Raw genomic sequence first — 1598 nt, 5'->3', positions numbered from 1 at the left:
TTCCTTAAGTTAATGACATTGTGATTTTACTGACTTTTCTGGCTGTTTGGTATATAATACTTGCAAGATAATAGAAATTAATCGTTCATTTTTCGTGCAGATAACCTTAAAAATATACAAGCAGGGAGTCCAATATATGTATAAATATCTTGATAAGTTACAACATTCATTCCTCGATTTTAACCAGCCATTAGGAATGCATATGAATCCTGAAAACAGATGGGTGCGTTTGGCAGAACAAATTCCATGGGATGTTTTTGAATCAAAATATGCTGATCTGTTTCCAAATGATACAGGAAACGTTGCAAAGCCTTTGCGTACGGCTCTTGGTTCATTAATTATCCAAAAGAAACTCTGTTTCTCAGACCGCGAACTTGTGGAACAGATTACAGAGAATCCATATCTGCAATACTTCATAGGGCTTCCAGGTTATCAGGAAGAACCACCGTTTGATGCAAGTACCCTTGTCCTTTTCCGGAAACGTTTGTCTCCTGAGATCATAATGGAAGCAAATGACTATATTTTGAATCATGATGATGATAAGAAGGATCCTCCGTCAAAAGACTCTTCTGAAAAGAGGGATTGTGAAAAGGGTCAGGAAGATGCAGTGAATCATGGGACATTGATTATAGATGCCACCTGTGCACCGGCTAACATCCGATATCCCCAGGACGTATCCCTTTTAAATGAAGCAAGAGAAAAACTGGAGACGATCATTTATCGGTTTTGTAAATCCTATGGACTGCCGTTACCGAGACGTTACCGTAAAAAAGCCCGGAAAGAATATCTGTCTTTTGCGAAAGGGAAGAAACATTCCAAAAAGCAGGTGCGAAAGGCGGTAAAGAAACAGCTGTCCTATGTCCGGAGGGATCTTGGATATCTGGAGAAATACATGGAAGAGGGCTATGCGCCAGTAAAAAAGGAGATTCCGTTTTTGCTGACGATTATGAAACTGTATGAGCAACAGTTGTACATGTATGAGAACAAAACGCATACGGTCGAACATCGCATTGTAAGTATTAGTCAGCCGTGGCTGCGTCCGATCGTAAGGGGGAAAGCGAAAGCGCCGGTAGAGTTTGGGGCGAAACTGGACTTAAGCATAGATGAAAAAGGTTATAGTCGGATTGAACAGATCTCATTTGAAGCATACAATGAAAGTGTTTACCTTCAGGAAGCAGTCATGAGATACTATAACCGGACAGGGCATTATCCAGAACGGATACTGGTAGATCAGATCTACCGGACCAGAGAAAACCGAAAGTTTTGTAAAAGCAAAGGGATTCGGATGTCTGGTCCTAAACTGGGACGGCCAGGGAAGAAAAAACAGACAAAGATAGAGAAGAAACAGGAATATCAAGATAATACGGACCGAATTGAAGTGGAACGGGAATTCAGTGTTGAAAAACATAGTTATGGATTAGGATTAATCGTAACCAAACTGGAGGAAACACAACTCACATCAATAGCGTTATCGGTACTTACAGCGAATCTCTTCAAAATGCAGAGAAGGATTCTCTGCGCCCTGTTGAGTCGCTTAAGAGGCTTCCCCGAAGAGATTTCGGGGAAGTTGGTAATAGTGGCTTAATCAGCAGGCACTA

At 41.2% G+C, this 1598-nt stretch carries 1 protein-coding gene; it reads left to right on the top strand.

Going from position 1 to position 1598, the window contains the following annotated elements:
• Positions 1 to 136: 136 nt before the first annotated feature.
• Positions 137 to 1585: an IS5 family transposase gene (locus E5329_RS29020; RefSeq protein WP_135992563.1), complete on the top strand. Its 1449-nt coding sequence runs from the start codon at positions 137 to 139 to the stop codon at positions 1583 to 1585.
• Positions 1586 to 1598: the final 13 nt, after the last annotated feature.

Origin of the sequence: Petralouisia muris, from assembly GCF_004793545.1 — a bacterium.
Lineage (GTDB): Bacteria > Bacillota > Clostridia > Lachnospirales > Lachnospiraceae > Petralouisia > Petralouisia muris.
The sequence above is the reverse complement of the archived record's forward strand: the minus strand, read 5'-3'. Positions and strand labels throughout refer to the sequence as shown.

What these genes read in the sequence shown, in the direction of transcription:
- E5329_RS29020 (WP_135992563.1), top strand. Translation starts at nt 137, where the DNA reads ATGTATAAATATCTTGATAAGTTACAACATTCATTCCTCGATTTTAAC.